The sequence below is a fragment of the Xanthomonas arboricola pv. juglandis genome (assembly GCF_001013475.1).
In the GTDB taxonomy this organism is placed as follows: domain Bacteria; phylum Pseudomonadota; class Gammaproteobacteria; order Xanthomonadales; family Xanthomonadaceae; genus Xanthomonas; species Xanthomonas arboricola.
Genome location: NZ_JZEF01000003.1, coordinates 762,479 through 786,844 on the forward strand (window position 1 = coordinate 762,479; position 24,366 = coordinate 786,844).

19 protein-coding genes and 1 other RNA gene are annotated in these 24,366 nt (G+C 66.0%); 16 read left to right on the plus strand and 4 right to left on the minus strand.

The annotated features are described in order from the left end of the window. Window positions 1–104: 104 nt before the first annotated feature. From XARJCFBP2528_RS14050 to XARJCFBP2528_RS14070, 5 genes are all read left to right on the plus strand, one after another. The gene (locus tag XARJCFBP2528_RS14050) at window positions 105–2,714 is read left to right on the plus strand and encodes a bifunctional aspartate kinase/diaminopimelate decarboxylase (protein WP_016902365.1); all 2,610 of its coding nucleotides are present in this window, start codon (window positions 105–107) and stop codon (window positions 2,712–2,714) included. Then, window positions 2,698–3,156, plus strand: coding sequence for a membrane protein (locus XARJCFBP2528_RS14055; RefSeq protein WP_016902366.1), 459 nt, complete (start codon window positions 2,698–2,700; stop codon window positions 3,154–3,156). The genes XARJCFBP2528_RS14050 and XARJCFBP2528_RS14055 overlap by 17 nt, the downstream gene beginning before the upstream one ends. Next, window positions 3,153–4,508 carry a UDP-N-acetyl-alpha-D-muramoyl-L-alanyl-L-glutamate epimerase gene (murL, locus tag XARJCFBP2528_RS14060; RefSeq protein ID WP_016902367.1) on the plus strand — a complete coding sequence of 452 codons (1,356 nt, stop codon included), beginning with the start codon at window positions 3,153–3,155 and terminating at the stop codon, window positions 4,506–4,508. The genes XARJCFBP2528_RS14055 and murL overlap by 4 nt, the downstream gene beginning before the upstream one ends. Then, the gene (gene murD, locus XARJCFBP2528_RS14065) at window positions 4,489–5,898 is read left to right on the plus strand and encodes a UDP-N-acetylmuramoyl-L-alanine--D-glutamate ligase (RefSeq protein WP_016902368.1); all 1,410 of its coding nucleotides are present in this window, start codon (window positions 4,489–4,491) and stop codon (window positions 5,896–5,898) included. The genes murL and murD overlap by 20 nt, the downstream gene beginning before the upstream one ends. 159 nt (window positions 5,899–6,057) lie before the next feature. Beyond that, the gene (locus XARJCFBP2528_RS14070; protein WP_026064290.1) at window positions 6,058–6,858 is read left to right on the plus strand and encodes a dienelactone hydrolase family protein; all 801 of its coding nucleotides are present in this window, start codon (window positions 6,058–6,060) and stop codon (window positions 6,856–6,858) included. A 271-nt stretch (window positions 6,859–7,129) separates the two neighbouring features. Here the strand turns inward: XARJCFBP2528_RS14070 and XARJCFBP2528_RS14075 are convergent, their stop codons facing one another. After that, a complete protein-coding gene (locus XARJCFBP2528_RS14075; protein WP_016902370.1) occupies window positions 7,130–8,128 on the minus strand; it encodes a polyprenyl synthetase family protein in 999 nt (332 codons plus the stop codon). Window positions 8,129–8,401: 273 nt separating this feature from the next. Between XARJCFBP2528_RS14075 and XARJCFBP2528_RS14080 the strand changes: the two genes are divergently transcribed. After that, window positions 8,402–8,926 carry a single-stranded DNA-binding protein gene (locus tag XARJCFBP2528_RS14080; RefSeq protein ID WP_016902371.1) on the plus strand — a complete coding sequence of 175 codons (525 nt, stop codon included), beginning with the start codon at window positions 8,402–8,404 and terminating at the stop codon, window positions 8,924–8,926. A gap of 302 nt (window positions 8,927–9,228) precedes the next feature. On the opposite strand, the gene XARJCFBP2528_RS14085 is transcribed toward XARJCFBP2528_RS14080, so the two are convergent. Then, window positions 9,229–10,734 carry a sensor domain-containing diguanylate cyclase gene (locus XARJCFBP2528_RS14085; protein ID WP_196246128.1) on the minus strand — a complete coding sequence of 502 codons (1,506 nt, stop codon included), beginning with the start codon at window positions 10,732–10,734 and terminating at the stop codon, window positions 9,229–9,231. Between the two features lie 273 nt (window positions 10,735–11,007). Here XARJCFBP2528_RS14085 and XARJCFBP2528_RS14090 point away from each other — a divergent pair, with 273 nt between their 5' ends. The 9 genes from XARJCFBP2528_RS14090 (at window position 11,008) to XARJCFBP2528_RS14125 (ending at window position 20,937) form a co-directional block, all read left to right on the plus strand. Further along, window positions 11,008–12,015 (plus strand): zinc-dependent alcohol dehydrogenase family protein, encoded by a 1,008-nt coding sequence (locus tag XARJCFBP2528_RS14090; protein ID WP_026064292.1) that lies wholly within the window; start codon window positions 11,008–11,010, stop codon window positions 12,013–12,015. A 553-nt stretch (window positions 12,016–12,568) separates the two neighbouring features. Beyond that, a complete protein-coding gene (gene paoA, locus XARJCFBP2528_RS14095) occupies window positions 12,569–13,219 on the plus strand; it encodes an aldehyde dehydrogenase iron-sulfur subunit PaoA (protein ID WP_024939376.1) in 651 nt (216 codons plus the stop codon). Beyond that, entirely contained in the window at window positions 13,216–14,166 is a 951-nt protein-coding gene (locus XARJCFBP2528_RS14100) for an FAD binding domain-containing protein (protein ID WP_016904084.1), read from the plus strand. The genes paoA and XARJCFBP2528_RS14100 overlap by 4 nt, the downstream gene beginning before the upstream one ends. A 1-nt stretch (window position 14,167) precedes the next feature. Next, complete coding sequence (gene paoC / locus XARJCFBP2528_RS14105) at window positions 14,168–16,375, plus strand: aldehyde oxidoreductase molybdenum-binding subunit PaoC (RefSeq protein ID WP_016904083.1); 2,208 nt, start codon at window positions 14,168–14,170, stop codon at window positions 16,373–16,375. After that, window positions 16,372–17,388: an XdhC family protein gene (locus XARJCFBP2528_RS14110; protein ID WP_016904082.1), complete on the plus strand. Its 1,017-nt coding sequence runs from the start codon at window positions 16,372–16,374 to the stop codon at window positions 17,386–17,388. Before paoC ends, XARJCFBP2528_RS14110 begins: the two co-directional genes overlap by 4 nt. 55 nt (window positions 17,389–17,443) lie before the next feature. Further along, window positions 17,444–17,519: non-coding RNA, sX9 sRNA (locus XARJCFBP2528_RS22625), on the plus strand. Window positions 17,520–18,128: 609 nt separating this feature from the next. Further along, entirely contained in the window at window positions 18,129–18,737 is a 609-nt protein-coding gene (locus tag XARJCFBP2528_RS14115) for a nucleotidyltransferase family protein (protein WP_047124845.1), read from the plus strand. Window positions 18,738–19,249: 512 nt separating this feature from the next. Continuing rightward, a complete protein-coding gene (locus XARJCFBP2528_RS14120; protein ID WP_026064714.1) occupies window positions 19,250–19,465 on the plus strand; it encodes a hypothetical protein in 216 nt (71 codons plus the stop codon). Between the two features lie 221 nt (window positions 19,466–19,686). Further along, window positions 19,687–20,937, plus strand: a complete 1,251-nt coding sequence (locus tag XARJCFBP2528_RS14125) for a DUF819 family protein (RefSeq protein WP_047124807.1) — start codon at window positions 19,687–19,689, stop codon at window positions 20,935–20,937. Between the two features lie 180 nt (window positions 20,938–21,117). Here XARJCFBP2528_RS14125 and XARJCFBP2528_RS14130 read toward each other — a convergent pair whose 3' ends face one another. Together XARJCFBP2528_RS14130 and XARJCFBP2528_RS14135 are read right to left on the minus strand one after the other, a co-directional pair. Beyond that, window positions 21,118–22,284 (minus strand): Tle-like phospholipase domain-containing protein, encoded by a 1,167-nt coding sequence (locus XARJCFBP2528_RS14130; RefSeq protein WP_026064713.1) that lies wholly within the window; start codon window positions 22,282–22,284, stop codon window positions 21,118–21,120. Window positions 22,285–22,320: 36 nt separating this feature from the next. Continuing rightward, a complete protein-coding gene (locus XARJCFBP2528_RS14135; protein ID WP_016904076.1) occupies window positions 22,321–23,085 on the minus strand; it encodes an ankyrin repeat domain-containing protein in 765 nt (254 codons plus the stop codon). A 240-nt stretch (window positions 23,086–23,325) separates the two neighbouring features. On the opposite strand from XARJCFBP2528_RS14135, the gene XARJCFBP2528_RS14140 reads away from it, so the two are divergent. Continuing rightward, on the plus strand, window positions 23,326–24,030 hold the full coding sequence (locus XARJCFBP2528_RS14140) for an HAD family hydrolase (RefSeq protein ID WP_016904075.1): 705 nt from the start codon (window positions 23,326–23,328) through the stop codon (window positions 24,028–24,030). Window positions 24,031–24,366: the final 336 nt, after the last annotated feature.

A 24,366-nucleotide genomic window follows, 5' to 3' on the forward strand; every position in this document is an offset into this window, starting at 1 on the left:
GGCTGTGACCGTACACGGGGTCATGCGGGCGGCATTGGCAGTAGAATCGGAGGTTCCGCCCGGCGTACCGGGCGTCTTCCCCCTCATCCTAAACGCCTATCTCCATGTCAGCTCCCCACTCTACCGATCGTTGGATCGTCCTCAAGTTCGGCGGCACCTCGGTGTCGCGTCGTCATCGCTGGGACACGATTGGAAAACTGGCGAGCAAACGGGCCAACGAGACCGGCGGCCGCGTGCTGGTGGTGGTGTCCGCGCTGTCGGGCGTGACCAACGAACTCACGGCGATTGCCGATGGCGCTGCCGACAGCGCGCAACGCGTGGCAGCGCTGGAGCAGCGTCATCGCGAGTTCCTGGCCGAGCTGGAGCTGGATGCCGATGCAGTGCTGGGCGAGCGCCTTGCCGCGCTGCATGCATTGATCGGCGACGCGCGCGCGGCAACGCGCACGTTGGACTGGCAGGCCGAGGTGCTGGGGCAGGGCGAGTTGCTGTCTTCCACTATCGGTGCGGCGTATCTGCATGCCAGCGGCCTGGATATGGGCTGGCTGGATGCGCGCCAGTGGCTGTCGGCGCTGCCGCCGCAGCCAAATCAAAGCGAATGGTCCAAGCGCCTGTCGGTGTCCTGCCAGTGGCAGTCCGACGCCGACTGGCGCGCGCGTTTCGATGCGCAGCCCACGCGCCTGTTGATCACCCAGGGCTTCATTTCGCGGCACGCCGATGGCGGCACTGCGATCCTGGGGCGTGGCGGTTCGGATACCTCGGCGGCGTATTTCGGTGCGCTGCTCGGTGCCAGCCGGGTGGAAATCTGGACCGATGTGCCCGGCATGTTCAGCGCCAATCCCAAGGACGTGCCGGACGCGCGGCTGCTGACCCGCCTGGACTATTACGAGGCGCAGGAAATCGCCACCACCGGTGCCAAGGTGCTGCATCCGCGTTCGATCAAGCCATGCCGCGATTCCGGCGTGCCGATGGCGATCCTGGATACCGAGCGCCCCGATCTGCCCGGCACCAGCATCGACGGCAATGCCGAGCCGGTGCCGGGCGTCAAGGCGATCAGCCGGCGCAACGGCATCGTGCTGGTGTCGATGGAAGGCATCGGCATGTGGCAGCAGGTGGGCTTCCTGGCCGATGTGTTTACGCTGTTCAAGAAGCATGGCCTGTCGGTGGACCTGATCGGTTCGGCCGAGACCAATGTCACCGTGTCGCTGGACCCGTCCGAGAACCTGGTCAACACCGATGTGCTGGCGGCGTTGTCGGCCGATCTGTCGCAGATCTGCAAGGTCAAGATCATCGTGCCGTGTGCGGCGATCACCCTGGTCGGGCGCGGCATGCGTTCGCTGCTGCACAAGCTCTCCGACGTGTGGGCCACGTTCGGGCAGGAGCGTGTGCACATGATCTCGCAGTCGTCCAACGACCTGAATCTGACCTTCGTGATCGACGAAGCCGATGCCGATGGCCTGCTGCCGATCCTGCATGCGGAACTGATCGACAGCGGTGCGATGCCGGTGAGCGAAGGCGAGGTGTTCGGGCCGCGCTGGCGCGAGATCATCGGCTCGGTGCGGCCGCGGCCCACGCCGTGGTGGCATGCCGAGCGCGCGCACCTGCTGACACTGTCAAAGGCCGGCACGCCGCGTTACGTCTATCACCTGCCCACGGTGCGTGCGCGGGCGCAGGCGCTGGCGCAGATTGCGGCGGTGGATCAGCGCTATTACGCGATCAAGGCCAATGCGCATCCGGCGATCCTGATGGCGCTGGAACAGGCCGGGTTCGGCCTGGAATGCGTCTCGCACGGCGAGCTGCGCCGCGTGTTCGATACCTTGCCCGAGCTGTCGCCGCGGCGCGTGCTGTTCACCCCGAGTTTCGCGCCCAAGGCCGAATACGAAGCCGGATTTGCGCTGGGTGTGACCGTCACCGTCGACAACGTCGAAGCATTGCGGCGCTGGCCGGAGGTGTTCCGTGGCCGCAACGTGTGGCTGCGCATCGACCTGGGGCACGGCGACGGCCATCACGAGAAGGTCAACACCGGCGGCAAGGCGTCCAAGTTCGGCTTGTCGTCCACGCGCGTGGATGAATTCGTGGAAGTGGCGCGCACGCTGGAAGTCACCATCACCGGCGTGCATGCGCACCTGGGCAGTGGCGTGGAGACCGGCGAACACTGGCGGATGATGTACGACGAACTGGCCGGCTTCGCGCGCCGCATCGGCACGGTGGAGACCATCGATATCGGTGGCGGCCTGCCGATTCCGTACAGCGCCGAGGACGAGCCGTTCGATCTGGAGCTGTGGGCCAAGGGCCTGGCCGAGGTCAAGGCGGTGCATCCGGGCTACCGGCTGGCGATCGAGCCGGGCCGTTACCTGGTGGCCGAAGCCGGCGTGCTGCTGGCGCAGGTGACCCAGGTGATCGAGAAGGACGGCGTGCAGCGCGTGGGCCTGGATGCAGGCATGAACACGCTGATCCGCCCCGCGCTGTACGACGCCTGGCACGACATCGAAAACCTCAGCCAGCTCGATGCGCCAGCCGATGGCAGCTTCGATATCGTCGGGCCGATCTGCGAATCCTCCGATGTGTTCGGCAAGCGCCGTCGTCTGCCTGCCGCCACCGCGCCGGGCGATGTGATGCTGCTGGCCGATGCCGGTGCCTACGGCTACTCGATGGCCAGCACTTACAACCAGCGTGAATTGCCGCGCGAAGAGGTGATCGATGCGCCCGCAGGCTGAGTTCATTGCACTCAGTGCGCTGGCCGGTGGTGCTGCGATCGTGTTCGCCACCGCGCTGCAGCAACTGAGCCTGGGCATGCCGTGGAGCGACACCTTCAAATGGGCGCTGCCTGCGCTGGTCGCTGCCGGTATCGGCGCGTGGCTGGCCGGGCGTTGGCAACGTCGGCGCGATGCGCGGGTTCCCACGCGTCGCAGTGGCGGGATGGCGGTGCGCACGGTGTTGTTGAGCGCGCTGAGTTATGTGCCGGTAGTGGCGCTGTATCTCGCCGTCGCCTTCGCGGTGTCCGGCGATGCCACGGCTGCACGTCCGGATGTGCTGTTGCTGGCGGTGCTGTTCGGTTGCCTGCCGCTGCTGTGGGCTGCGGTGCCGTTTTCCATGATTGAATATGTCCTGTGCCGGCGTTATCTGCGTCGCGTACGTGTTCCTGCAGGTAGTCCATGAGCGCTTTCGACAAACACCAGATTTCCACCTTCCGTTTCGTGCGTTGCGCACTCGACGCGCAGACCGGCGTGGCGACGCTGGTGTATGCCTTCGATCAGGGGCCGGAACTTGTGGAAACCGTTGCCGTGCCCGGCGCGCCATTCGTGCTGGACGGCGCGCGTGCCGCCGCCGTGCAACAGGCCTTGCAGTTGCTGCACCTCATTGCGGGCGTGAGTTACTACAAGGCCGCAGTGCCGCCGACCATTGCCATCGACAGCTACAGCATCGATGCCGATACCGCTGCGCTGGTGGAAAGCGTCTACCTGCACGGCCTGGGCGAGTTCGCCTATCGCAATGGCTTGAACCTGCACGGCAAGATCCACTTCCCGGTGGCTGCGCCGGCTGCTGCCGATGCGCCGGCGTTGGGCCTGCGCGAGCACGCCCTGGTTGCGATCGGTGGCGGCAAGGATTCGCTGGTCAGCATCGAAGCGCTGCGGCATGCCGGCATCGACCAGACCGTCAGCTGGATCGGCGGCTCGCAGCTGATCCGGGCCTGCGCCGAGCGCACCGGTCTGCCGGTGCTCAATATCGGCCGCGTGCTGGCGCCGGAATTGTTCGAGCTCAATCGCCAGGGCGCCTGGAACGGGCATATCCCGGTCACCGCGGTGAACTCGGCCATCCTGGTGTTGTCGGCCTTGCTCAATGGCGTGGACCAGGTGGTGTTTTCCAACGAGCGTTCGGCCAGTTACGGCAGCCAGATTCCCGGCACCGGCGAGGTCAATCACCAGTGGTCCAAGGGCTGGGCGTTCGAGCAGGCGTTCGGCGATTACGTGCAGCGGCACGTGGCGGCCGACCTGCGCTATTACTCGCTGCTGCGGCCGTTGTCGGAGCTGGCGGTAGCGCGCCAGTTCGCCAAGACCGATCACTACGACGCGCATTTTTCCAGCTGCAACCGCAACTTCCACATCATGGGCGAGCGCCCGGTGCATCGCTGGTGCGGGGTTTGCCCGAAGTGCCATTTCGTGTTCCTGGCATTGGCACCGTTCATGCCCAAGACGCGGCTGGTCAAGATCTTTGGGCGCAATCTGCTCGACGATGCAACCCAGGCCGGCGGCTACGATGCGCTGTTGGAATTCCAGGACCACAAGCCGTTCGAATGCGTCGGTGAAGGGCGCGAATCGCGCGCGGCGATGGCGGTGCTGGCCAGCCGTGCTGAATGGAAGGAAGACGCGCTGGTGCTGCGTTTCATCCGCGAGATTCAGCCGCAGCTGGACCAGCAGGCGCTGCAGCTGGAGCCGTTGCTGGCCATCGACGGCGAACACCGGATTCCGTCGGCGCTGTGGGAGCGCGTGCGTGCGAATTTCGCAGCTTGAGGGCAAGGCGGTTGCGTTATGGGGCTGGGGGCGCGAAGGACGCGCCGCGTACCGCGCACTGCGCGCCGCGTTGCCCAGCCAATCGCTGACGGTGTTCTGCAACGCCGACGAAGCGCGCGAGCTCGAGACGCTGGCCGATGCTGCGTTGCACGTGGAAACCGACGCCAGCGCACAGGCGCTGGGCCGGTTCGAGGTGGTGGTGAAATCGCCCGGCATCAGCCCGTATCGCCCCGAGGCGCACACCGCCGCAACCGAGCACGGCACGCAATTCATCGGCGGCACCGCGTTGTGGTTTGCCGAGCATGCGCAGCCTGACGGCTATGTGCCTGGCGCCATCTGCGTCACCGGCACCAAGGGCAAGAGCACCACCACCGCGCTGCTGGCGCATCTGCTGCGCGCGGCCGGCCATCGCACCGCCCTGGTCGGCAATATCGGCCAACCCTTGCTGGAAGTGCTGGCGCCGCAACCGCCGCCGGGCTATTGGGCGATCGAGTTGTCCAGCTATCAGACCGGCGAAGTGGGGCGCAGCGGCGCGCGTCCGGAATTGGCGCTGGTGCTGAACCTGTTTCCCGAGCATCTGGACTGGCATGGCGACGAGGCGCGCTACGTGCGCGACAAACTGGCGCTGGTCACCGAAGGCCGCCCGCGCATTGCCTTGCTCAATGCTGCCGATCCGCATCTGACCCAACTGCAGTTGCCCGACAGCGAGGTGCGTTGGTTCAACCATCCCGATGGCTGGCACCTGCGTGGCGATGTGGTGTATCGCGGCGAGCAGCCGGTGTTCGACACCGCCAACGTGCCGCTGCCCGGCGAACACAATCGGCGCAACCTGTGCGCGGTGCTGGCAGCGCTGGAGGCCCTGGGGCTGGACGCTGCGGCGCTGGCACCGGCCGCAGCGAGCTTCCGCCCGTTGCCGAACCGCCTGCAGCTGCTCGGCAGCGTGGACGGCATCAGCTACGTCAACGACTCCATCAGCACCACCCCGCATGCTTCACTGGCAGCGCTGGCCTGCTTTGCGCAACGCCGTGTGGCCTTGCTGGTCGGTGGCCACGATCGCGGGTTGGATTGGCAGGATTTTGCCGCGCAGATGGCGCAGCAGGCGCCACTGGAAATCGTCACCATGGGCGCGAACGGGCCGCGGATCCATGCGTTGCTGGCGCCGCTGGCCGCGAGCGGCCGCTTCGGCCTGCATGCTGCCGACGACCTGGAGCACGCGATGCGGCTGGCGCGCCAGGCGCTGGGCGAGCAGGGCGGCTTGGTGCTGCTGTCGCCGGGTGCGCCCAGCTTCGGCGCCTATAGCGACTATGTCGCGCGCGGCCGCCATTTCGCCCAGTTGGCCGGGTTCGATCCGGCGGCGATCAGCGCGATTCCCGGCTTGGGCGTGCAGTAGCGCTGCGTTGCTCGCGCGCGGAGCGACGGCGCCATCCGCACCGGGTTTTTTCGACGGCCTTGGCAAAAAGCCGATGCGATCGGTCCGTCGGCATCCACGCTGACCCGGCCTGCACGGCGGCAGCGCCTACACTCGCCGGACCTTCCCGGGAGCAGGCACATGCACAAGCAATGGAGATGGCGTGGCGTTGGGTTGTTCGGTGTCTTGGCGTCGCTGGCGTTGCCCGCTGCGGCGGCGATGCAGGCCAAACCGCTGGAATGGACGGTCGGCAAGGACACCTTCAGCGGCGTGCTGGTCTACGACGACGCCGGTGCCGCCAAGCGCCCAGGCCTGGTGATGGTGCCGAACTGGCGCGGCGTCAACGATTCGGCGGTCACCAAGGCCAAGCAACTGGCCGGCGACGACTACGTGGTGCTGGTTGCCGACGTCTACGGCAAGGGCAAACGTCCGGCCAACGACAGTGAGGCCTGGCAGTTTGCCGGTGCGCTGAAGAAGGACCCGCCGACGCTGCGCGCCCGCGCGCTGAAAGCAGTGGATGTGCTCAAGGCGCAGGCCGGCAAGGCGCCGCTGGATGCATCGCGCATCGGTGCGGTGGGGTTCTGCTTCGGCGGCACCACGGTGCTGGAGCTGGTGCGCGCCGGTGCGCAGCTGGCCGGTGTTGTCAGCCTGCACGGGGGCATCGCCACGCCCAGCCCGGCGACGGCCGGCTCGGCCAGGACGCCGCTGCTGGTACTCAATGGCGCCGACGACAAGAGCGTAAGCAAGGCGGACATCGCCGCGTTCGAAACCGAGATGAATGCGGCTGGCGCGGACTGGCAGTTCGTCAATTTCAGCGGTGCAGTGCATTGCTTTGCCGAAGCTGATGCCAACAGCCCGCCAGGCTGCCTGTACAACCCGCGTGCGGCGAAACGTGCCTACCGCATGCTCGGCGATTTCTTCGACGAACGCTTTGGTGATTGATGAGGTGGCCAGGTGCGGCTGACCGCCGCACTGGCGGTCGTCGGGTGTGGCGGATGGCGCGCGGAGATGCGGTGCGGGAGCGAGGTGCGGATCCCGAATATGGATTGGACGGGGCGCACGCGGCATCGGTGTGTGACGCGTTCAGAGGCCGTGTGACGAGGCGCCGCAACCCTGGCATGGGTTGCGGCAGCGTTTCCGCCGGAAAGGCGAGGGTGCACCGCCGCCTGACAGCCCGTTCAGTGAGCGCGGCAGGCGAAACCTACCACCCGGCTCAGTGCGTGCGTTGCACCGCATACCGCGCCAGCCCGCGCAATGCGGCAACCGCGGGGCTGGGCGGCAACGTGTCCAGCGCCTGTTCGGCAGCGGCGGCATATTCGGCGGCACGCTGGCGGCTGTAGTCCAGGCCGCCGGTGGCGTGAATCGCCGCCAGCACTTCGGGCATTGCGCTCGCATCGCCTTGTTCGACGATCTGGCGCAGGCGCTCCCGGGTGCCCGCATCCGAGTGCGCCATGGCGTGGATCAGCGGCAGGGTCGCCTTGCCTTCGGCCAGGTCGTCGCCCAGGTTCTTGCCCAGATCCGCGGCGTCGGCAGCGTAGTCGAGCACGTCATCGGCAATCTGGAAGGCAAAGCCCAACTGCATGCCGTAGTCGTACAGGCGCTGCTGCACCTGCGCATCCGCGCCCGAGGCCAGCGCGCCCAGGCGGGTGCCGGCGGCGAACAGCACCGCGGTCTTGCGCTCGATCACGCGCAGGTAGGCGGCTTCGTCGGTGTCGGGGTTATGCACGTGCAGCAGCTGCAGCACCTCGCCTTCGGCAATGCGGTTGGTGGTGTCGGCCAGGATCTGCATGACTTCCATGCGATCCAGCTCCACCATCAGTTGGAAGCTGCGCGAATACAGGAAATCGCCGACCAGCACGCTGGGCGCGTTGCCCCACAGCGCATTGGCGGTGCTGCGCCCGCGGCGCAGGTCCGATTCGTCCACCACGTCGTCATGCAGCAGGGTGGAGGTGTGGATGAACTCGATGATCGCCGCCAGTTGATGGTGCTCCGGGCCGGAGCCGCCAGCGGCGTGGCCGGCCAGCATCACCAGCATCGGCCGCAGGCGTTTGCCGCCGGCGGAGATGATGTGATCGGCGATCTGGTTGATCAGCACGACATCCGAGGCCAGACGGCGGCGGATCAGCGCGTCGACCGCGGCCATGTCGGGCGCGGCGAGGGACTGGATCTGGGGCAGGCCCAGGACGGTGGGGAGGTCTTCGGCGATGGTCATGCGCAGGCGTTCGTGATGTGCGCCGATTATAGGTGTCTGGGCCAGATCCGTCCCGCTGGCCGTGTCCGATGGCCTCCGGTGTGGCCGCAAACCCTTGCGGCGCCAGCGTCGGGCCTGTCCGGGAGCATCCGGATTCCGACCTGCCGGCGCGGCATTTCCCGGCCCGGCGCTGCGGCGATCCGCCGGGACCGTGGCCGGCAGGTGCGGTAACATTGGCACCAAGACATTCACCGCCGCGCCCATTGGCGCCGGCGCACCATCTCGGAAGCATCTATGGCCCGCGGCATCAACAAAGTCATCCTCGTCGGCAACCTCGGCAACGATCCCGACACCAAGTACACCCAGGCCGGCATGGCGATCACGCGCGTGAGTCTGGCCACCACCAGCATGCGCAAGGACCGCGATGGCAACAACCAGGAGCGCACCGAGTGGCACCGTGTGGTGTTCTTCGGCAAGCTGGGCGAGATCGCCGGCGAGTACCTGCGCAAGGGCTCGCAGGTGTACGTCGAAGGCGAACTGCGCTACGACAAGTACACCGGCCAGGACGGCGTGGAGAAGTACAGCACCGACATCGTCGCCAATGAGATGCAGATGCTCGGCGGCCGTGGCGAAGGCGGCGGTGGTGGCGGCATGGGCGGCGATCGCCCGCAGCGCAGCCAGGCGCCGCGCCAGCAGCAAGGCGGTGGCGGTGGTGGTCAGGGTGGCGGTCAGGATTACGCCCCGCGTCGTCAGCAGCCGGCCCAGCAGCAGTCGGCACCGCCGATGGACGATTTTGCCGACGACGATATCCCGTTCTGATCGGTAGCCAAGCCTGCCTGTCATTCAAGAGGCCCGCATCGCGCGGGCCTTTTGCTTGCCGGTCGCTGATTGCATCGACGCAGGCCGGGCTGTTCCAAAGCGCCCTGGACGCGCAGGTTGACCTGGTCGGTACGACGATGCCGCTCACCAGTCTCGACCAAGCGTGGCTAACAGCATCTCGCGCGCAATCGTCAGGTGGCTGAGAACGCCGCGCACCCATGGTGTGTCTGCCTGACACATGCCGATTCCGGACATGGGCCGCGCCTGCCTGACGTTGCGGGCAGTTCTTACTACCAGTTGCGCTATGCCGACGTCCGGTCGCGGCCGTTTTGCTTGGCGCGATACAAGGCCGAGTCGGCGTCGTGCACGAAGGCATCCGGAGTGCGTGGCGTTTCGCCCGGTTCGAACGTTGCTACGCCGACGCTGACGGTGACGTGCGCGCTGGTCGGGCTGGACAGGTGCATCAGCCCGAGCCCGGCGACGGCGCTGCGGATTGCGTCGGCCAGCCGCAGTGCGCCGGCAGCATCTGTCTGCGGCAGGATCATGCCGAACTCTTCGCCGCCGTAGCGCGCGGCAACGTCTTCGCTGCGCCGCGAGCAACCGGCAATCGCGCCTGCGACCAGGCGCAGGCAGGCGTCACCGTTGACGTGGCCATAGGTGTCGTTGTAGAGCTTGAAATGATCGACATCGATCATCAGCACCGACAGCGGTGCCTGTCGATGCACAGCCTGCTGCAAGGCACGCGAGAGCCGGTGGTCGAACGCACGACGGTTGGCAATGCCGGTGAGTGCATCGATCCAGGCTTCGGAGCTGAGTTTGTCCTCGTTGCGATGCATGCGGCGCAACTGCAGATCCAGCCAGATGCCGACGCCCAACAGCAACGCGCATCCCAGGGTAGCGATCACGATCCGCTGGCGCACGGATTGCCGCCAGTTGGCCAACGCGTCATCGACCGCGACGCCGGTCAATACGGTCAATGGATAGGCCTGTGCTGGCGCGAAACTGGAAATGCGCTCCACGCCGTCGATCGGCGAACGATAGGTGGCCGTGCCGTGCCTGCGCGCGCGCATGGCGACGTAGATCGAGGTGCCTGCGATCGAGGTGCCGATCACGCCCGGTTTGTCGGGCCGGCGTACCAGCACGATGCCGTCGTCATTGGTCATGCCGATGGTACCGTTCGGGCCGACCTCGAAGGTGCTGTAGTAGTTCTGGAAATACTTCAGTTGCAGCGTGACCAGGACAACGCCGGCAAATTCGCCGCGGGGGGTGTTGAGGCGCCGGCTCAAGGTGAGCACCCAACTGCCATCGGAGCGGCTCTGCACCGGCGGTCCGACCAGCGACAAGGCGTCGCGATGGTCGCGGTGATATTTGAAATAGGCGCGGTCGGCGTTGTTGTGCTTCCTGGGCGTGCTGTTCAGTGACGAACTCACCCAGTCGCCGTCGGCTGCATAGATGAAGATGCCATGCAGCCGGTCCGAGCGACGCGCTTCATGCACCAGAAAGTCATGCATGACCAGTCGCGCGCTGGCCGAGCCCTGGTCGTGCTCCACCCGTGATACCAAGCCCGACAGCACGGCGTCGGCGATCGTCAGGGTGTCGCTGGCATGCTGCGCCAGCGAATTGGCGAGGTTCAACGATTGCGCTTCGGCGGTACGCAGCGCACTCGTGCGCTCGTCGTGGATGGACCAGTATTCCGAACCAAGCAGCAGCAGGCACGAAATGCTCAGCACAAAGTGCAACGCGATGCGTTGTGCTCGTTGCCGTCGCCGCTTGCCGGGTGATGTCACGTGAGTTACCTGTCTGGACATCAGGACGTTGCAACCGCCGTGCCAGCTTAGCCGTGGGCGCCGCGTGGAATCGTTTGCATCATGTGGCGCAATGCCGATCTGTGATTGATGCCTCATGCGTTGTACGGCAGCTCACCCGGCGTGCGACTGCGCTGCTGTCCCGCCTGCTCTCATCACCGTGCTAAATGCTGCGAGGATCACTAGCTCATAACGGAGTCGAAAGCCAGCTCGACTGCATGCGGATAACGCCCGGCGTGTTATCCCGAAGATCGATCACAGTAAGGAGCGCCCCCCATGCGCGCGATTCGTTTAGCTCAGCCTGCAGGCCTGAATGCATTACATAGTGTTGCCTTGCCCGACCCCGGGCAGCCGGCACGCGGTCAGATCAGGGTGCGGCTGCATGCAAGCTCGTTGAATTTTCATGACCTTGGCGTGGTGTCCGGGCAGATGCCGACCGCTGAGGGCCGCATCCCCATGTCCGATGGTGCCGGGGTGGTGGAAGCCGTCGGGCCGGAAGTGGATGAGTTCGCCGTTGGCGATCATGTGGTGTCCACCTTCTTCCCCGAGTGGCTGGACGGTGAGCCGCTGCATGCCGGCTTTGCCACCACGCCCGGCGATGGCGTCGATGGCTATGCACGCTCTGCGGTGGTGGCCGCCGCCCATGCGTTCACGCATGCCCCGGCCGGCTACAGCCATGCCGAAGCTGCGACCCTGACCACGGCCGGCGTTACCGCATGGCGCGCCCTGGTGGTCAACGGCGGACTCAAGGCCGGCGATAGCGTACTGGTGCTCGGCACCGGCGGTGTGTCGATCTTTGCATTGCAGTTCGCCAAGGCGATGGGTGCCACCGTCATCGCGACATCGTCGTCCGACGAAAAACTGGCCAAGGCGCGCGCGCTGGGCGCAGACCATGTCATCAATTATCGACAGCATGCCGAGTGGTCGGCGCAGGTGCTGGAGATCACCAATGGCCGTGGCGTGGATCATGTGGTCGAGGTCGGTGGGCCGGGCACGTTGGCGCAATCGATCCGCGCTGCGCGGGTAGGCGGGCATATCGCCTTGATCGGCGTGTTGACCGGTGCCGCAGGCCCGGTGCCGACTGCGGAAATGATGGGCCGGCAGCAGCGCCTGCAGGGGCTGGTAGTCGGCAGCCGCCTGCATCAGCAGCAACTGGTGCGTGCACTGGATGCTTTGCCGCTGCGGCCGGTGATCGATCGCGCCTTCGCGCTCGACGATATCGCCGAGGCCTTCGCGCTGCAGCAGGCGGGCGGCCATCTGGGCAAGATCGTGCTGGAATTCTAGAAGCGGTTGAAAACGTGCCGCGCTTGCCGTGAGGCGGGCGCGGCCGCTGCGTGGGATCGGAATGGATCACTCGCACACACTGCAATTCCACGCTATCCACACTCGGCTGACGGCCGATCGCCACGCGCTGGCGGCCGCTCAAGAGCGGTCGTTCGCATCCGGATGTTCTCGATGCAGCGCATCCGGATTCGGAAGACAAGCACCGCGTGGTGGAGACCGAAGCCAGCGCGCTGACGCAGATGACATCGTCGTTGTCAGCACATGGAAAGGTCTCGAACCACTTCAAGAACCTGAGGCGCGCTGCAAAACGCGAGCTGCCTGCAGCACACACGATTGTTGTGCAGCGAGTACGCAACCCATTCCAACAATGATGAGCGCGTTTCATAGGCGCATGCAGTCCATGCCGTCAATGCCCGCCTGCAGCGCCTCTAGAATCGGGCCATACCGCCGATTCGCGCCCGCACACACTCGCCGCATGCTCACGCGATTGTGACCGGCCGCGCTGCACATTATTTAAGAACTGTATAAGCCAGCATTGTTGGAGATGCCAGCCATGAGAGATATCAAGATGACCCGTCGCGAGGTACTGATCGCTGGCACGGCGTCGGCAGCCAGCGTTGCCGCAACCCAGTCGATGGCCGCCACTGCAGCCAATGCGATGTCGCAGCGGCAGGCAGTCGAGCCTGCCAACGCATCGAGCCAGGTCGCGTTCGAAGTCAACGGCAAGCCGGTGACGCTGACCCTGGACAATCGCACCACCTTGCTGGATGCCCTGCGCGAACACCTGCATCTGACCGGCACCAAGAAAGGCTGCGACCATGGCCAATGCGGTGCCTGCACCGTGATCGTCGATGGGCAGCGGATGAATTCCTGCCTGTCGCTGGCGGTGATGCATCAGGGCGGCAAGATCACCACCATCGAAGGCCTGGGCACGCCGGACAAGCTGCATCCGATGCAGGCAGCCTTCGTCAAGCACGATGGATATCAGTGCGGCTATTGCACGCCCGGCCAGATCTGTTCGGCGGTGGCGGTGCTGGACGAAGTCAAGCGCGGCATTCCCAGCCATGTCACTGACGATCTGACCGCCAAGACCAGGCTCACCACGCCGGAATTGCAGGAGCGCATGAGCGGCAATATCTGCCGTTGCGGTGCGTATTCCAACATCGTCGATGCGATCAATGATGTTGCGGGAGAGCGCGCATGAAGGCGTTTAGCTACGAGCGTGCGACTTCGCCCGCCGACGCTGCGGCCAAGGCGGCGCGCCAGCCGGGTGCCAAGTTCATCGCTGGCGGCACAAACCTGCTCGATCTGATGAAATTGCAGATCGAGACGCCCTCGCACCTGATCGATGTCAACGGGCTGAGCCTGGATACCATCGAAGAGACACCAGATGGTGGCCTGCGCATCGGCGCCCTGGTGCGCAACACCGATCTGGCAGCCGATGCCCGCGTGCGTCGCGATTACGCCGTGCTGTCGCGCGCATTGTTGGCAGGCGCGTCGGGGCAGTTGCGCAACCGCGCCACCACCGCAGGGAATCTGCTGCAACGTACGCGTTGCCCGTATTTCTACGACACCAACCAGCCATGCAACAAGCGCCTGCCGGGCAGCGGTTGCGCGGCGATCGGTGGCTTCAACCGGCAGTTGGCGGTGATCGGCGTGAGCGAGGAGTGCATCGCCACCCATCCCAGCGACATGGCCATTGCCATGCGCGTGCTGGATGCGGTGGTCGAAACGGTGCGTCCGGATGGACAGACGCGTGCGCTGCCGTTGTCCGAGTTCTACCGTGCGCCTGGCAAGACGCCGCACCTGGAAACCGTGCTGGAACGCGGCGAATTGATTACCGCGGTGAGCCTGCCCAAGCCGCTCGGCGGCACGCATGTCTACCGCAAGGTGCGCGATCGCGCTTCCTACGCATTCGCCCTGGTGTCGGTTGCGGCGGTCGTGCAACGCGATGGCAGCGTGCGGGTCGGCGTCGGCGGTGTCGCCCACAAGCCGTGGCGCAGCGAGGCGGCCGAAGCACAGTCGCGCCAGGGCGCGCGTGCGATTGCCTCCGTGCTGCTCGACGGCGCACAACCCACCGAACACAACGCCTTCAAGCTGCCGCTGGTTGAGCGCACCTTGACCGCGATCCTGGCCGACACGAGGGCCTGATATGAAATTCGACACTCCCGCCAGTACCAATCCCATCGACCAGCTCAAGGTGGTCGGCAAGCCGGTCGATCGTATCGACGGTCCGCTCAAGACCACCGGGCAGGCGCCATATGCGTACGAGCATCACGATCTGCCTGGCCGTGCCGCCTATGGCCATATCGTTGGCGCCGGCATCTCCAAAGGCAGCATTCGCAGCATCGATCTGAGCGCCGCGCGCAATGCACCGGGCGTGCTCGGCATCGTGACTGCGCAGAACGCAGGCAAGTTGCAGAAAGGCAAGTACAACACGGCCAAACTGCTCGGCGGCCCGGAGATCCAGCATTACCACCAGGCCATTGCGGTGGTGGTTGCCGAAACCTTTGAGCAGGCACGTGCCGCAGGCCAGCTGATCAAGGTCGACTACGGTCGCCATGTCGGCGCCTACGATCTGGAAAAGGCCCGCGACGGCGCCAAGGTCACCAAGGAGGGCGGGGCGCCGAACAGTGCGGTCGGCAATTTCGATAGCGCCTTCGTGGCAGCGCCGGTGCAGCTGGATGCCGAATACACCACGCCCGATCATTCGCACGCGATGATGGAGCCGCACGCATCGATCGCGATGTGGGAAGGCGACAAGCTGAGCGTGTGGACCTCCAACCAGATGATCGACTGGAGCGCTGGCGATCTGGCCAAGACGCTGGGGATCCCGCGCGAAAACGTGCGTCTGATGTCGCCGTACATCGGTGGTGGCTTCGGCGGCAAATTGTTCCTGCGTGCCGATGCAGTGCTCGCCTCGCTGGCCGCGCGCCAGGTCGGACGCCCGGTCAAGGTGATGCTGCCGCGGCCGCTGATCTTCAACAACACCACGCACCGCCCGGCCACCGTACAGCGCATCCGTATCGGTGCACAGCGCGATGGCAAGATCACCGCGATCGCGCACGAGAGCTGGTCCGGCGACCTGCCCGAGGGCGGCCCGGAAATCGCGGCCGCGCAGACCCAGTTGCTGTATGCCGGCGCCAATCGGTTGATTTCCACGCGCCTGGCGGTGCTCGATCTGCCCGAAGGCAACGCGATGCGTGCGCCGGGCGAAGCGCCGGGTCTGATGGCGCTGGAAGTGGCCATGGACGAGATGGCCGAGAAGCTGGACATGGATCCGGTCAAGTTCCGCATCGTCAACGACACCCAGGTGGATCCGGAAAACCCTCAGCGTCCGTTCTCGCAGCGTCAGTTGGTCAAGTGCCTGGAAGACGGCGCAAAGCGTTTCGACTGGTCCAAGCGCAAGGCCAAGCCGGCCAGCAACCGCGATGGGCGCTGGTTGGTCGGCATGGGCGTGGCGGCCGCATTCCGCAACGCGCCGGTGATGACCTCCGGCGCACGCATGCGGCTGGAGCAGGGCGGCCGTGTGGTGGTGGAAACCGACATGACCGATATCGGTACCGGCTCCTACACCATCATTGCGCAGACCGCTGCGGAGATGATGGGCGTGCCGCTGGACTGGGTGGATGTGCGCCTCGGCGATTCCAGCTTTCCCGCCTCGGCCGGTTCCGGGGGGCAGTGGGGTGCGAACAGTTCCACTGCCGGTGTGTATGCCGCGGCAGTGAAACTGCGCGAAGCGGTGGCCAAGCAGTTGGGGCTGGACCCGGCCAAGGCCGAATTCGCCGACGGCCACGTGCGTGCCGGCGGCAAGCGCATTGCGCTCGGTGATGCCGCGGCCAATGGCGCGTTGGTGGTGGAGGACAAGATCGAGTTCGGTGATCTGTCCAAGACGCATCAGCTGTCCACCTTCGGCGCGCACTTTGTCGAAGTCGGCGTGGATGTCGCCACCGCCGAGGTGCGCATCCGCCGCATGCTGGCGGTGTGCGCGGCCGGACGCATCCTCAACCCCAAGTCTGCGCGCAGCCAGGTCATCGGCGGCATGACCATGGGCGCGGGTGCGGCACTGATGGAAGAGCTGGCGGTGGACAAGCGGCTGGGCTTCTTCGTCAATCACGACCTGGCCGGTTACGAAGTGCCGGTGCATGCGGACATCCCGCATCAGGAAGTGGTCTTCCTGGAAGAAAGCGACCCGATGTCATCGCCGATGAAGGCCAAGGGTGTCGGCGAGTTGGGCATCTGCGGCGTGGCGGCGGCGATCGCCAATGCGGTCTACAACGCCACCGGCGTGCGCGTCCGCGATTACCCGGTGACGCTGGACAAGCTGCTTCCGCATCTGCCCGAGTTGCTGCGCGCGTGAGTGCGGTGGTGGCCCCGGTCACGCATGCAGCGCCGGCCGAGCCGGCGTGGCCGGCATGGCCGAGCTATGCCCTGCACGATGACCTGCTGCCGACGCTGACCGCCTGGCATCGGGCGGGGCAGCGCGTCGCCATTGCCACGCTGATCGACGTGCAAGGCTCCTCGCCGCGCCCGTTGGGAAGCGAGATGGCCATCAGTGCCGACGGCCGGGTGGCCGGCTACGTCTCCGGCGGCTGCGTGGAGGCGGCAGTGGCGCACGAAGCCATCGCCGCCTTGCGCGACGGCATGCCGCGCTGGCTGGATTACGGCGAAGGCAGCCAGGTGCTGGACATCCAGCTCAGCTGCGGCGGTCGTATCGGCGTGCTGGTCTGGCCGGTCCAGGACTTGGGCGAGCATCTGGCGCGCTGGCGCAATGCGCGCCAGCATCGGCGTCCGTTTCATGTCGCGCTGGATCGGAGCACCGGCGCCGTCCGTTACCCGGTCAGCCCGCAGGATCTGCGTCCCGACGAATTCCTGCGCACGCATCGGCCACCGCTGCGGCTGGTGCTGGTCGGTGCCGATCCTGCGCTGCTGGTGCTGGTGTCGCTGGCCAGCCAGATGGGTATCGAGGTGCGTGTGCTGCGGCCGCATGGTCCCAGCGAACCACCGCCCGGCCTGGCCGCTGACCATTACGATCGCCGCGCGTTGGGCGAAGCGCTACAGGACCTGCATCTGGATGCGGACACTGCGCTGTACAGTCTTGCGCACGACGGCGACAGCGACCTGCAGGTCGCCTCGCGCGGGCTTGCCTCCAGGGTCGCCTGCATCGGCATCCTGGGCAGTCGCCAGAAGCGGGAAGCACGCCTGCAGGCGCTGCGTGCGCTCGGGCATGACGATGCCGCGCTGGCCAGATTGCGGTTGCCGGCAGGCTGGCGCATGGGGCGCTCCTCCCCGCACACGATTGCACTGGGCATCATTGCCGAAGCCACCCAGGCGGTCGCCGATGGGCAGGCAGCTGCGGCGTTGGCTGGCTAAGAACGGCCATCAAGACGACTGCGCGCACCGCCGTGCGGGCGCGGCCAATAGTCGTATGTACCACTCTTACACTGCGATTGCTCCGCGCCATCCGCACTCGCTTGGCGACTGCTCGCTACGTTCCGTTAGCCACTCCAAGCCGTACCGCCGTGAGAACGGGTAGGGCACTGCAATCGCGCGTTTGCATTAACTTCGATACGAATTTCAATGTGCAGTCACCAGCAGGGTGGGCGCGTGGTTGCCGATGAAGTTTCTGGTGCTGAAAAGTAGCAATTTGGAGAATAAGTAATTTTTGATATGCCTTTTAAGGCATGCGCTTGTGATCCGCACTTCTGCCGGTAACTGCGCCATCCAGCGCTGGAAATCAGTCGCTGCGGTCCTGAGCGCAGCGCTACCGCAGCTCCGCACATTTCTTCGTCATGCTTGCGCAGCAGCGCAATGCACGCCGGTCGGTTGGTGGACGTAGGAAAGCGTCATTATCTGGATCGGGGAATGCGCTGCATTTAGTCACTCCGCGCGCACAGTTACCTCTTTAGGCTGGCGCATCCCCAATATGCACGCCACGTCGCCATGACCGAATTACTTGATCACTACGACGACGTCTCCTGCGACGCAGCTCGATTGCCGTCGCCAGTCATTGCCGGCCCTCTCAACGCAACCCGGTGCGATGCGCTCGTTGATGCGTGCCCGATGCTGCGCACATCGCGCCATTGCTCGCCGCGCGCGATGGCATCGGACGCATGAGCAGCGATCACGTTGCGCTGCTGCTCGCCGCGGGTGCAGGACGTCGGTTAGGGCGTTCCAAACAATTGCTGTTGCGCGACGGCGAACCGTTGTTGCGGCGTTTCGTACGCGTCGCGCTGCAGACGGCGCCGCGCCGTTGTGTGGTGGTGCTGGGCGCCGATGCCGACGCGTTGACCGATGTCCTGCAAGGCCTGGACGTGGAAGTGTTACGTCACGCCGACTGGGCCGCCGGCATGGGCTCCAGCCTGGCGGCGCTGCGCCAGCATGTGCAGGACGATACGACGCTGAGGCGCAGCCTGATCCTGGGGTGCGACCAGCCCGCGCTGGACACACCGCATCTGCGTGCCTTGCTGGAAGAAGCGGACCGGGCCGCATCCGGATGTGCCACCAGCGGGTACGCCGGTGTGCGCGGCATCCCGGCGGTGGTTACTCACGCGGCCTGGGCCGACGTGCCGCTCCACGGCGACAGCGGCCTGCGCGGCTTGTTCGCCGGCCTGGACGTGCAGAGCTTGGGCTGCGTCAGCGCCCCGGCGCTCGCGCTGGACGTGGACACGCCCGCCGACCTGGTCGCAGCGCAACAGCGTGGCTGGGTGGACGCGGATTGAGACACCGTGACGGGTGCTTGACGCGCCATCCGGCAGCCTGGTGGCAGGGTTGTCTCAGGACCACAGCGCGAGCGCTTCCCTGATCACCAGGACATAGCCCACCACCATCGCGGTCTTGACCGGAAACTGGAACTTCCTGAGCAGATGCATGCGACCCCTCCCCCGAGGCATCTCCAAGAGCGACGAATTCCCCCGCGCCGTCTGCGCCCGTTGACGGCCAGCTGCGACGTCTGTTCGCCGCTCGAGCGCGAATTTAGCGCCAGCTCCGGTCGGTGTCACGTAAGAATTTTCCTACCTTCATGCCAGTGTCCGCCCGACGGCGTTGGCATAAGCGAGAAGACATGCTGGCTATGCCGGACGCGGGGCCTCAGGCCACTCTCCCGGGGCCCCTTGAGTAAGGGCGTGCCGGCATCCCGAACGGGACCCCGGCACTCCTATCACTGGTGCGCTGCGTCATTCCGCGCTGCCCACTTCCGTCGTTCTATCGCTGCATCTGCCGGCCGGAGGCCCTGATGGACGAGTCCCGTTATGTTGTGCGTATTCATCCCGAGCAGGGCGGTTGGTGGGTGACCCGGCCGCAGTGGTCGCCGCTGCGTTATCTGCGTGAGCAGGGCGCGCTGGAAAATGCCGAATTGATGGCCAAGCTGCATTGCCTGACCACCGGTCAGCCCAGCGGCGTGGTGTTGAAGACCGCCGAAGGCGAGCGCGTGGTGCGCCGCTACGGCTGACCGAGCCGGCCGCTTGCAGGAAGCGCAAGGGAGACGCTGACGATCCTGCCCGGGCAGGGTGGCTGACCACACGCACCCGGCAACCCTAGCCCAATGCGCCAGCCGGCGGCCTTGCAGTCACGCCCGGGCTCGCCCGCAGATCCAGTCGACTGGACACGACCGATCGGCCATTCTTGCTGCGATCCGCACCTTGGCGGCCCCTGTCGAGAATGTCGCCCCTAGTGAATGCCGCCGGTTCTGCCTTGATCCAAAACGATATCGTCGTCTTCGGCCTGATCGCCGCTACGCTGGGAGCGGTGTTCTGGACCTCCTCGCGCGAGCGGGGGGTGTGGCGACGCTTCTACGCCGTGGTTCCGGCGCTGCTGCTGTGTTACCTGCTGCCGGGCATCTACAACACCATCGGCCTGATCGACGGTGCCAATACCCGCCTGTACAACCCGATCGCGCGCGACGTGCTGCTGCCGGCCGCGCTGATCCTGCTCACGCTGAGCATCGACCTGCGCGCCATCCTGGGGCTGGGGCCCAAGCTGGTCGCCATGTACCTGGGTGCGTCACTGAGCATCATGCTGGGCGCGGTGGTGGCGTTCTGGGTGATGGGCTGGGTGCATCCGGCCACGGTGGCCGGCGATACCTGGGCCGGCATGGCCGCGCTGGCGGGCAGCTGGATCGGCGGTGGGGCCAACATGCTGGCGATGCGCGAGGTGTTCGATGTGGATGCCACCACCTTCGGGCAGTTTGCAGTGGTGGATGTGGGCGTCGGTTATGTGTGGATGGCGGCGCTGATCTTCCTGGCCGGGCGCGCGCGCAGCATCGATGCGCGCAGCGGCGCCGATACCCGCGCGCTGGATGCGCTGCAGGAGCGCATGGCGCGGTTCCAGGCCGAACACGCGCGCATTCCCAGCCTGGCCGATCTGATGGTGATCGTGGCGGTGGCGTTCGGCGGGGTCGGGCTGGCGCACGCGCTGGCCAGTCCGCTGGCTGCGTGGTGCAAGGCCAAGCTGCGCTGGTCCAGCCAGTTCAGCCTGGACACGCCGTTCGTGTGGGTGGTGGTGCTGGCGACCAGCATCGGCTTGCTGCTGAGCTTCACCCGCGCGCGCACGCTGGAAGGGGCCGGGGCCTCCAAGATCGGTTCACTGCTGCTGTATTTCCTGATCGCCTGCATCGGCATGCAGATGGATCTGCTGGCGTTGCTGGATCGGCCCTGGCTGTTCCTGCTCGGGCTGATCTGGATCGCGGTGCATATCGGGTTGCTGTGGGGCCTGGGCCGCCTGTTGCGGGTGCCGCTTTTCTATTTCGCGATCGGCTCGCAATCCAATATCGGTGGGCCGGCCTCGGCGCCGGTGGTGGCCGCCGCGTTCCACCCGGCCCTGGCGCCGGTTGGCGTGCTGCTGGGCACGATGGGCTACGCCACCGGCACGTACCTCGCCTATCTGGTCGGCATCACCTTGCGCGCGATGGCGGGAGCGGGCTGACCGGACCGTCGCACGGTCGGTGTAGTCGTCAGGAAGGTGTGGCAGGACGTGCCGGGGTTACCTGGCGGTATCACGCATTGGCGCAGTGCCGGATGTACTGGCTGCATCCCTTCGACGAGCGCGTGCGAGGTGCTGTCAGCCTTGAGGCGGGCACTGGTCAGCGCCAGTGCCCGGTCATGATTACTGCTGAAGGCCGCGCCGTTGCGCTTCCTGCTGCGTGCTTTGCTGCGACTGCTGCTGATTGTGCTGCTGCAGCTGATCGACATTGCCGTGCGCCGGCTCGTTGGCCGCCGAGGCGGTCTGCACATGGCTGCGCAGATGCGCCGGGTCGTCCATCCGGCCTTGCACCGCAATCAGGCTGTCGCCGTCGCGGTTGGGCACCAGGTGGTCGATCCGCTGCAGGCCGTCGCTGCTTGCACGCGCAGCCACGCTGGCGGCGGTGTTGAGAAACGCGGTGTCGTCACGCAGGCCCAGGCGTTCGCGCTGGCCGTCCAGGCGCACCACCGCGTCGTTGAACAACTGGCTGCCTGCACCTTGCGCTTGCCCCGGCGATTGCATCTCCTGCGCCTTCATCACCGAGTCCATGCCGTGCAGGTCCATGCGGTGCATCAACATTCTGCCCGGCACCAGGCGTCGCCCGAACGACAACGGGTCCGGCTCCGGCAGCTCGATCTGATGGCCGGCCGCATTGGGCATCGCCCATTTCAGCGGGATGCTGTCTTCCTGCAGATGGGTGAGGATCTCGTTCTTGACGTGGTAGCCGCGGATCAACTCGCTGCTGGCGTAGTCCTTGGCCGCGGAGGCATCCAGGCCCTGGCGTTCCAGCGTGCGGTCGTTGACGCCGGCAGCGTTGTAGGTCACGGCGGGGATGTCGTTGACCATCGCTGAAGCGGCCGCCAGGCCACCGCCGAGCGAATGCCCGGAGATCACCACCTGGTCGCCGAACGCCTGCTTGGCCTGGCTACCGAGCTGGATGGCAGACGCGTATTGCGCGTCGTCGAAGCCCAGGCCCTGGCCAAGGTTGTGCTTCCAGTCCTTGCCTTCGTCGGTGCCGCAGAAGCCGAGCACCACCTGGCCCTGTTCGTTGCGGTAGAACGCGGCATCGAAGCCGCTCTTGGCATCGTGCAGCAGGCCGGGGTCGATGCCCGCCCGTTGCAGCGTGCTGTCGTCCATGCGCGTCCAGCCGTTGGGCAGGGGCGCAAAGGTTTCGGCGCCGCCTTCGCGTCGCTGCGAGGCAGTGGCGTAGAGGTCTTGCAGCACTGCCGGGAACTGGCGGTCTTCCGGCTGCGGTTGCTGTCCCCGCATCGACTCTGCGAATGGGGTGGACGAGGAATTTGACGGGCTCATGCGCGGCTCCTTGCGTTCGTCGTGCGAAAAGCCCGCTTAGCGGCTGCTTTCCACGGGAATGTTGTGGGCGCTCAACCATGCGCGCACGTCCGACCTGGCCTGCTGGCCGGCGGCATTGAGCAGGCGGTCCGGGGTGGTGAAGAAATACGCCTGGAAGGTTTTCTGTTGCGCGTTGCGCAGCGTGGGATCCACCCCGGCCTCGAGCAATTGCAGCACTGCCGGGCTTGCCGCGCCGCTTTGTGCGGCCAGATGCAGCACACTGTTGCCGGTATTGTCGACGCGCTGTAGATCGGCGCCTGCCTGGATCAACGACGCGATCTGCGCATCGCGCTTGCTCTGCACGGCGCGGAACAACGGCGTCCACCCGGCGCGCGCGCTGACCACATCGACCGGCGCCTTGTGCTGCAGCAGGATGTTCAGATATTCCGCATCCTTCGCCATGGCCGCCATATGCACGACCGTTTCCTGGTCCATGCCCGGCAACGACGGATCTGCGCCGGCATCGAGCAATGCCGCAAGGGCACGGGGTTGTTCGTTCCAGATCGCCCACTCGAGCAAGGTGACGTTCTGATCGCCGTGTGCGGCGAGATCGACTGTCGGTGCGAGTGCGCGGATTCGGGCGACATCACCGTGCGCAATGGCGTTGGCGATATCGGTCAGGCCGGGGTCGCGGAAGGCGACGGTGTGGTCCTGCAGCGTAGCTGACATGGTGGTTTGCTCCTTGGCACCGGGCGAGGCGGTGCATGAGACCGCGAAAAACGAGGTCGCAAGAACGAGCAGGGTGGGGAATCGCGTCTGCATCGAAATCTCCTTCTCCTGATCGCATTCCTGGTGGCACTGCGGTGTGTCCTTCCGCAGCCGGGCCGATCCTACCAGCTGTCTGGACGACGCGCGGTAAGATTTTGTGACATGCCGGCGCCGCAGGTTTCGCTGGTCGAGGCCGTTTGTCGCCGTGGTGTCGGTATGTTGCCGATGCATCACGATGGGCCTCACACGCGCATGCACTCCGCCACAGCCAACGGTCACAACGCGGCCGGCATAATGGTGCTTTGCGAGCAGATGGGTGCAATGGTCTACGAATTACTGATCAGCGATTGCGACGGCGTGCTTGTCGACAGCGAAATACTGGCCGACCGGGTGATGCGCGAGGCGCTGGCGGCCTTCGTGCCGGCCGAGGCGTTGGAGCAGTTGCTCGGCACTACGTTCGGGCAGACCACGCGCGAGGTATTGCTACGCGTGCAGGAACACTTCGCGGTACAGCTGCCGGAGACCCTGCTGGCACAGATCCAGGCGCGTAGCGAAGCCTTGATCAAGGCCGAGGTGCAGCCGATTGCCGGCGTGCGGGACGCGTTGGAGCAGATTCCGTTGCCGCTGGCGGTTGCCTCCAACAGCCGCCGCCACAATGTGATTGCCTCGGTCGAACGGGTGGGGCTCACCGCACGCGCGGCGGGGCACATCTTCAGTGCCGACATGGTGGAGCGGCCCAAGCCGGCACCGGATGTCTATCTGTTGGCTGCACGCACCCTGGGCGTTGCGCCGGAGCGCTGCCTGGTGATCGAAGACAGCCCCACCGGTGCGACTGCCGCATTGGCGGCCGGCATGCAGGTGCTGGGGTTCACCGGTGCCAGCCATATTCCGCAGGGCCACGCCGACACCCTGCGTCGCATCGGTGTGCTGGCGGTGTTCGACGATATGCGCGAGTTGCCTGCGTTGTTCGAGCGGCTGGCGCAAAAACGCGCTGGCTGAGAGCTGCCGGCAGGACGTCTTGGACGCGTGTCGATGGTGGCGCAATCGCAGCCCTCTCATTCTGCAACCGACCGGGCCAGACCGTGCAATCGGCCTGCAATGACAGAGGGGTGGTGAGACGCTGGTCGACGCACACCGATCCGACCAATGCACCTCATGCACCGCTTGCAACCACGCACACCGACTCTCTCGCTTGGTCCTTGCCCGCCCACCGTCGCGGGACCTTACGCGGCATGGATGCCGCGTAAGAGCCTACAAGGACGTACTTGCGGCGTGTCCCGCGAGGGTGGGCGGGCAAGGGCCCTGCAGCCAAGCCACAGGCACACGCTCTACAAC